The organism is Roseomonas sp. KE2513, assembly GCF_016107305.1.
Classification (GTDB): Bacteria; Pseudomonadota; Alphaproteobacteria; order Acetobacterales; family Acetobacteraceae; genus Roseomonas.
Genome location: NZ_RCVR01000087.1, coordinates 1 through 7,851 on the forward strand (window position 1 = coordinate 1; position 7,851 = coordinate 7,851).

General features: G+C 62.7%; 6 protein-coding genes and 1 pseudogene. 3 read left to right on the forward strand and 4 right to left on the reverse strand.

The features are described from left to right. The first annotated feature begins 587 nt into the window (after positions 1-587). Together D9599_RS32645 and D9599_RS29685 are read left to right on the forward strand one after the other, a co-directional pair. Positions 588-821: a YdcH family protein gene (locus tag D9599_RS32645; protein WP_198384944.1), complete on the forward strand. Its 234-nt coding sequence runs from the start codon at positions 588-590 to the stop codon at positions 819-821. Positions 822-1,393: 572 nt separating this feature from the next. Then, positions 1,394-3,283: a PAS domain-containing sensor histidine kinase gene (locus D9599_RS29685; protein ID WP_232481104.1), complete on the forward strand. Its 1,890-nt coding sequence runs from the start codon at positions 1,394-1,396 to the stop codon at positions 3,281-3,283. A gap of 231 nt (positions 3,284-3,514) precedes the next feature. On the opposite strand, the gene D9599_RS29690 is transcribed toward D9599_RS29685, so the two are convergent. The 4 genes from D9599_RS29690 to D9599_RS29705 are packed head-to-tail and all read right to left on the reverse strand — an operon-like array spanning position 3,515 to position 7,334. After that, positions 3,515-4,486 carry a tripartite tricarboxylate transporter substrate binding protein gene (locus D9599_RS29690; RefSeq protein WP_198384945.1) on the reverse strand — a complete coding sequence of 324 codons (972 nt, stop codon included), beginning with the start codon at positions 4,484-4,486 and terminating at the stop codon, positions 3,515-3,517. Between the two features lie 31 nt (positions 4,487-4,517). After that, the gene (locus D9599_RS29695) at positions 4,518-5,387 is read right to left on the reverse strand and encodes a CoA ester lyase (protein WP_198384946.1); all 870 of its coding nucleotides are present in this window, start codon (positions 5,385-5,387) and stop codon (positions 4,518-4,520) included. Next, positions 5,384-6,112 (reverse strand): GntR family transcriptional regulator, encoded by a 729-nt coding sequence (locus tag D9599_RS29700; RefSeq protein ID WP_198384947.1) that lies wholly within the window; start codon positions 6,110-6,112, stop codon positions 5,384-5,386. Before D9599_RS29700 ends, D9599_RS29695 begins: the two co-directional genes overlap by 4 nt. Position 6,113: 1 nt before the next feature. Next, positions 6,114-7,334 (reverse strand): CaiB/BaiF CoA-transferase family protein, encoded by a 1,221-nt coding sequence (locus D9599_RS29705; RefSeq protein WP_198384948.1) that lies wholly within the window; start codon positions 7,332-7,334, stop codon positions 6,114-6,116. 321 nt (positions 7,335-7,655) lie between these two features. Here D9599_RS29705 and D9599_RS31795 point away from each other — a divergent pair. Then, a pseudogene (locus D9599_RS31795) lies at positions 7,656-7,851 on the forward strand (hypothetical protein); the annotation flags it as partial.

Here is a 7,851-nt window from a genome sequence, read left to right on the forward strand (position 1 = left end):
GGTGATCAACGAGCGTCTCAGCCTTCAGCACCCCTCCAGCCTTGTCCTGCGCTGGCGCCCCGATGGGCTGGGCAGAGGAGACGGGGCAGATCTGAGCAGGGGTGGGTCCCTTCCTGGAGCGCCTCATGCCGGAGCGGCAGGCCCATGTCGCCCGGCACGCCTTCCCACCCGCGGCGACAAAGGGAGCAGGGCGCAGTCAATCCGTGGAAGATTGGCGCTGGAAGGGCTGCACCCTCTGCGCTCCGCCTCGCAGCGGCAAGCTTTTGAGGCGGAGCCGCTGACCTTCCCGGCTGGCCGGCACGACGACCAGGCCGATGCGCTCGGGCGAGGGGGATAGCTCCTCGATTGGATGGTCAAGGGCACCGGGCTGAGCCCGCAGAAGGATGTGCTGAAGGACCGCTAAGCTAGGCTGTTCGCCCACGACAACGGCGAAGGCGCCACCTCCCGGAAGACATTCTGATAACAGCACAACCAGGTAAAGCTACGACACTCTCCATCACAGATTCTTGAACACAATGACGCAACGATGAGCTGGCGGCTCTCCCGGACTTATCAAATGATCTCACAACCATAACGAGAGGCGAGGCATGTCGCGACAACTTAAGACAGAAAAGGCTTGTGATTGGCTCGCCGCCCTCGATCGACGTCATGCTCACCTCGAGGCTACATTGCGCGAGGCGCTTGCCTGCTCATTGCCAGGTTCAGAGCGCCTCAATCAGATCAAGAGTGAGAAGCTGCGAGTGAAGGATCAGATTGCTTCACTTAACCTGTATCTGCGAGGCAAGCCAATCAGCGGGTCCGAGCCCTCCGCTCAATGCTGAGGCTCGGCGATCGACGAGAGCGTTGGATCGAGGCTTTCTGCACTCTGGTGTGCCACTGACGGTTGCTCGTCTGGGCGGAAGAGCCAGGACAGATCAGAGTCGGCACCAGTTTAACCTTGAGTGCCGCATGTGTGGGAGCAGAGGCTGCGCGCCCCTTTGGGTCGGCTCAACAACCAAGTCGGTGCGCACCGCTTATCGGGCAGCTGCTGGACCGGATGATCGAACGAAGAGGAAGACGGCTTGAAGCGCGCCCGATGCTGCCCCAAGGCGACGAAGGACTACACTGCACCTCGCTTGGCGCGAGGAACTGGTACGCCGCAAGGAAGAGCCGTTAACGAAGCCGTGGACCTGCTAGAACATGTCACCCTCACGAATACCACTGATCCATGATCGCTCCCCCAATGAGACACGGACACACCCTCACTGCCAGTGACACGTTCTTGGCTGACGGTGGTGAAATGGGGGAGCGTGTCCGAGCTCGCTCTTGGTCGACAACGCCACTTGGATCGGCTGAGGCATGGCCTCAGAGCTTACGGACGGCCGTGTGCTTGGTCCTTCATGCGAAACAGCCGATGTTCGTCGCCTGGGGACCGGATCTGACGTTTCTCTACAACGATGAGTACGCGGCAGTCCTCGGTGCAAAGCACCCGCATGCCCTGGGACAGCCTTTCAGCCAGGCGTGGTCGGATATCTGGCCGCAGTTCGGGCCGATCGTGCGCCGCGTGATGGCCGGTGAAGCGCTGTCATTCGAAGACCTGCCTATCCCTATGCGGCGCAACGGCTACGACGAGGACACCTGGTTCAGTTTCTCATACACGCCCCTGCAGGACGAGACCGAACAGATAGCCGGGCTTTTCTGTGCGTGCACCGAGACCACGAGCAAGGTTCGGGGCGAACAGGCACTGCGGGCTCAGGAAGCCCTGCTTGAGGCACGCGTGATCGAGCGTACGGCTGAGCTCGACCGGGTATGGCGGAATTCGCGGGATCTTCTCTTGGTAGTTGATGCTGATGGCATTTTCCGTGCACTAAACCCGGCATGGACAGCCGTGCTTGGCTATGAACTCGACGAGTTGGTCGGCCGGAGTTTTCTTGATTTCATCTGGCCAGAGGACGTAACCCTTACTCAAGGTGGGCACGACAGGGCGGTAGCGCGGGACGATCTGAACGGGTTCGAGAACCGCTACCGGCACAAGGACGGCACACCTCGCTGGATTTCCTGGAACACTTCGGTCGAGGGCGAACTCATCTACGCCTATGGTCGGCATATTACGGCCGAGAAGGAGCATGCCGAGGCCCTGCGCCGGATCGAGGATCAGCTTCGCCAAGCCCAGAAGATGGAGGCCGTGGGGCAGCTTACCGGCGGTCTGGCGCATGACTTCAACAATCTGCTCACAGGGGTGAGCGGCAGCCTGGAGCTTCTGCAAACCCGCATTGCTCAGGGTCGGATCAATGACGTGGACCGCTACGTCAACGCCGCACAGGGAGCAGCCAAGCGAGCTGCGGCCCTGACCCATCGCCTGCTCGCCTTCTCCCGGCGTCAGACGCTGGATCCCAAGCCGATCGTCGTGAACCGTCTGGTGCGAGGCATGGAAGAGCTAATCAGGCGAACAATCGGGCCTGAGATTGCTTTGGAGGTCGCGGAGGCCGGGGGCCTCTGGACTACGCTGGTCGATCCTGGCCAGCTTGAGAACGCACTGCTGAACCTCTGCATCAACGCCCGCGATTCTATGCTGGGTGGTGGCAGGATCACCATCGAAACAGCCAACAAGTGGCTCGACGCTGCGGCGGCTCATGAACGGGACCTGCCTCCGGGGCAGTACGTCACCCTGTGTGTTTCCGACACTGGCACCGGCATGGCACCAGATGTGATCGCCAAGGCTTTCGAGCCATTCTTCACCACCAAGCCTATCGGCATGGGAACCGGGCTCGGCCTGTCCATGGTCTACGGCTTTGTGCGCCAGTCAAATGGTCAGGTTCGCATCTACTCCGAGGTAGGGCATGGGTCCAACATATGCCTTTACCTGCCCAGACACCTCGGCGCCGACGAGGCCGATGACTTGTTGCCAGAGCTGGCCCAAGCGCCACGGGCAGAGCAAGGCGAGACGGTGCTGGTCGTGGACGACGAGCCGACGGTACGCATGCTGGTCAGTGAAGTACTCGAGGACCTAGGCTACACGGCTATTGAGGCCGCTGACGGCGCGGCAGGACTGAAGGTACTGCAATCCGATGTGCGGCTCGACCTACTGGTGAGTGACGTCGGACTGCCTAGCATGAACGGACGGCAGCTAGCGGATGCTGCAAGGGAAGTCCGACCCGATCTGAAGGTGCTGTTCATCACCGGCTATGCCGAGAATGCGGTCCTTAGCCATGGGCATCTCGAGCATGGCATGCACGTCTTGACCAAGCCCTTCACCATGGAGGCGCTGGCAAGCCGGATTAAAGAGCTCATCAACGGAAAGTAGGACGGCGCGCTGGGTCAGCAGTTCGACATTCGAGCCCTGATCGTTTGCCGGCACGTAGCCGCAGACGACTCCCCTCATGTTCACCACCCAGCATCGACCGTTGCTCGGTGGTGAACACCCTCCCTCCGATCCACACGGAAACGCGGCAAGACGTTCGCCAATGGAACTGCGCGGCTCATGTGGGAGGCTGAGCACGAGCTCAACCATGGACAGTACTACAGCCAAGGTCGTTTAGCTTCGCCGAAGCGTACCATCCTTGATGGCCTGTGCCCAACGCTGATCATCTTCCGCCACCACGCTCGCCATCTCTGCTGGTGTTGTGATGTACGTCTCGACTGCCAACGTCTTGAGTCTCTCCTGGACCGAGGGGGACTGCACCACGGCGTTAACTGCTGTGTTGAGCCGGGTAGTAATGGCGTCCGGCAGCTTTGCAGGACCGAAGAGACCAAACCATCCAGTGTAGCTCGCCTCACCTACTCCAAGCTCGGATAACGACGGGGTGTCTGGCAAGAACGTGGAACGACGCGGCGACGTGACGGCCAGCGCTCGAATGCTTCCACCTGGCAGCAGCGTCATCGCTGTCGCTGTGCTGAACCAAGCCATGGGAAGGTGACCGCCCGTCAGGTCTCCCACGGAAGCACCCGAGCCGGAGTAGCGCACCTCCGTCATCTCTACCCCGGCGGCTCTGGAAAAGCGGCTAGCCACGTAGCCAGAGGCAACATCTGCCGTGCCTTGCGCCAAGTCGCCCGGCTTTTCTCTTGCGCGATCGATGACACCTCGAACATCACGGAAAGCCGAATTCGCCGGACAGACAAGCACGAAGCAGTAGCTAGCCAGCATAGCGACGGGCGTGAAGTCAGCGATAGGATCGAAGGGAAGCTGCGGCGTGATATGGCGCAGCATGGCGTGCGTGCCGTTGGGAGCCACGAAACTGTAGCCGTCCGGTTGGCTTCGCGCGACGGCCTCGGCGCCAATGATTCCGTTAGCGCCGGCCCGGTTTTCAACGACGAACGGCTGACCAAGCTCCCGCCCCAGGGCTTCTGCGATGGCGCGGTTCGTAACGTCCGTTCCACCTCCCGGCGCGTAGGGCACGACAATGCGCACTGGTCGGCTAGGCCAAGCTGGCTGAGCCCTGACCGAGGGCGCGGCGAGACCGACGCCAATTCCGGCCAGCACACCCTGCCGGCGGCTAAAACGATACATGTCGCTTCCTCCTACATGTTGTTCGTTCTTGTTACGCTGCTTCCGCAGCGGCATGGGCAATCGCGATGATCCGCTTCATTCGCGGCACAAGATCCATGGCGATGAACTCGCCGTTCACGTAGGCGACGTTCTCCCCGCGTGCTGAGGCCGCCTCAAAAGCGGCCACATACCGCTCCGCATGCGCGACCATCGCCGCGTCTGGCGTGAAGACGTCGTTCACCACCGCGATCTGGCTGGGGTGGAAGACCACTTTGCCGGAGAAGCCTAATTCACGCGCGAGGAGAGCATCGGCCCGCGTGCCCTCCTCATCCGTCAGCCCCATGAAGGGCGCGTCCAGTGCTTGCACTCCGGCTGCCCCGGCGGCGGCCGCGATCACGGCACGCGGCATGGCGAGCCCTGCCGGGCTTATCGCGCCGCCAGTCTGCAACGTGTAATCGCCCGGTCCAAAGAAAAGAGCGAGGCACCGCTGCGATGCATCAGCGATAGCCATGGCGTTCAAAACGCCTCGCGGCGTCTCTAACATGACGATGACGCCCGTTGCACGGCCACCCGGCAAGGTGTCCAGCCGAGCATCCATCTGGTGCAGCTGCTCGGGCAGCTCGACCTTCGGCACCATGATGGCGTCCAACCGGTCCAAGGGTAGCGCGGCGAGGTCCTCCTCGAACGCCTCGGTGCCAATGGCGTTGACGCGCACGACGCGCTCGCGCCGCCCGAAGTCGAGTTGCCGCAAGACCTCGGCTACGACACGGCGCGCCTCCGCCTTGCGGTCGGGAGGCACCCCGTCTTCGAGGTCGAAAGCGAGGCTGTCAGCCGCGAGGGTAGCGGCCTTGGCCAGCCGTTCCCCCCGATGGCCGGGGGTCAGGATCAACGAGCGCCGCAGCCGCCAGGCACGATCGTTCATGCGCTTCTCCCCTTCGTGCTGCTGCCCGCCTCTGCCCGGGAGAGCCGTCCCATCGCTGTCGGCAAGGGAACGCCCAACCGGCTGTAGCCGCTCTCGATGATGACGCCGCGGAAGGTTGCCTCTGCCAAGTCGGGATCACCCGATTGGAGCGTTGCGAGGAAGCGCTCATGGTTGCGCAACAGGTCTTCTGGCTTGTGCTCGTAACCCGGGTGATGGTGGAGGAAGAGGCGAACGAGGTTGCTGATCGAGACCCAGGAGCGAAGGAGGTACTCATTACCGGACGCCTCGCAGACCATCTCGTGGAACCGCCAGTCGAGGTCGCGCCACTCCGACATGCGCCCCGCCGCGGCGCTCTCCTCGATGAGACGGTGCTGCCTGATGAGTGGAGCCCCGAGTTCGGGCGTGTAGCGCTCCGCGACCAGCCTGGCCGCAAGCCCCTCCAAGGTCGCGCGCATCAAGATCATCTGCAATGCCCTGTCGACCGAGATCTCAGCGACGAACATGCCTCGGCCCGCACGGCGCTCCACCAGCCGTTCCGCTTCCAGTGCCTTCAACCCTTCACGCAGTGGCCCGCGGCTGACGCCAAGCCTCTTCGCGAGCGTCGCTTCGATGATGCGCTCTCCAGGGCTTAGCGCGCCGCTACGCATCGCCTCCATAAACCGCATGGCGACGAACTCGGGCAGCGACGTACGCGGCGGCGGCGTCCAGATTCCGGCCTCTTCCACGTCAGAGCACCCCGGCGGCGGTCAGCCGGGCGATCTCCGCGTCGTCCAGTCCCAATCGCCCCCGGTAGACGTGGTCCGCGTGAGCCTGCTTGGCCGGGCCGAGCCACTTCACCCTGCCAGGTGTGTCGGTGAGGCGTGGCACGACATTGGGGATAGCAAGCTCGCCGATCCGCTCGTCCTTCACATAGGCGATGTTGTCACGCGCCTTGTACTGGGGATCATCGAAGATCTCGTCGATGCTGTAGACAGGTCCGCAGGGTACTTGGAACTTTTCGCAGAGGGCCAGCACCTCGTCCCGCGTGAACCGGCTGGTCCAGGCTCCGACATAGTCGTCGATGATCGCGCGCTCGGCTTCACGCTGGCAGATCGCCCCCCACTTACCCTCACCGGCAAACTCAGGGACACCCATCGCCTCGGCCAACCGGCTGAAGATTTTGTCCGACGTGCAGGCGATGGCGATCCAGCGCTCGTCCTTCGTCGGATAGTGGCTGTGAGGCACGACATTTACCGTACCTGGCCCCATCCGGTGCCGCACGTAGCCGTTAAGCTGATAAGACGGTGCCAACTCGTCGAGAATACGGAAGATGGGCTCATAGAGACCGATATCGACGACTTGGCCGCGGCCGGTCTTCTCCCGCGCCTTCATCGCCAGGAGGGCGCCCAGAGCCCCGTAGAGCCCTGCCATATAGTCCGGGATGGTGGCAGAACCCGGGGTGACCGGCGGCCGATCAGGGTAGCCCGCCAAGAACGAAAGGCCGCCGAACGCATTGCCAATGCGCCCGAATCCTGGCCTGTCTCGGTAGGGGCCGGTCTGACCATAGCCAGAGATGCGGACCATAATCAGGCGCGGGTTCACCGCGTTCAGCACCTCCCAGCCCAGCCCCCACTTCTCCAGCGTGCCAGGCTGGAAGTTCTCGACCAGAATATCAGCGTCGCTAATCAGCTTCTTGAACAGCTCCGCCCCCTCGGGCTTGCGGAGGTCCAGCGCGGCCAGCTTCTTGTTCCGACATTCGGACAGCCAGGGAAGAGTGTCGCCGCATTCGGTCACAGAGCCGAACTTTCGCAACGGGTCACCCACGCCTGGTAGCTCTAGCTTGATGACGTCCGCCCCGAACTCCGCAAGTTGCGTCGAGCAGAAGGGGCCAGCAAGAAAGCTTGAAACGTCAATTACTTTGCAGTCGGAGAGCGCCTCAACTCCAGCGGCGGCGAGGATCGGATTCATGCGACGAGCTCCCTGTGATGACACAGGAGGGCAGCATTCAGTCTTCGCCAGCCCGTAGGCATAACTCGACCTCCGCATCCTCCCGCAACGGATCAATGTCCGTCCTATTGTCGACAATCATACGGTGGGAGCTGGTGTGTTTGTCAACATTTCAAGCTGAGGTCGAGCAGAGGCGGCTGTCGGCTCCAAACGGACCAGCACACCACCAGAGGGCTACGCTCCGAGCCACTCTATCACCCGCACCACCGTGGTGTGGGTCCATACCGCCCCTCCCTATAACGTCGGCACCCCTCTCTTCGTCAGCGCCCGCGCAAGCCCCAGGTGAGTGCTGATCCCCTCAGCACGGAACACTTCCACTTCGAGCGCGAGCCGGTGTGCAGTGCGGATCGTATCCTCCTGCCGCGCCTCTGCGGCTTCGGCTGCGGCTGCGGCTGCGGCTGCGGCTGCGGCTGCGGCGGCACAGCAGGAGCGGCGGCCTCTACCTGTCTATTCCTACCCAGCAGCGCCCCACGTGCCG

Coding starts and splice junctions, on each gene's coding strand:
- D9599_RS29685 (WP_232481104.1), top strand. CDS start 1,394: ATGTTCGTCGCCTGGGGACCGGATCTGACGTTTCTCTACAACGATGAG.
- D9599_RS29705 (WP_198384948.1), bottom strand. CDS start 7,334: ATGAATCCGATCCTCGCCGCCGCTGGAGTTGAGGCGCTCTCCGACTGC.
- D9599_RS32645 (WP_198384944.1), top strand. CDS start 588: ATGTCGCGACAACTTAAGACAGAAAAGGCTTGTGATTGGCTCGCCGCC.
- D9599_RS29690 (WP_198384945.1), bottom strand. CDS start 4,486: ATGTATCGTTTTAGCCGCCGGCAGGGTGTGCTGGCCGGAATTGGCGTC.
- D9599_RS29695 (WP_198384946.1), bottom strand. CDS start 5,387: ATGAACGATCGTGCCTGGCGGCTGCGGCGCTCGTTGATCCTGACCCCC.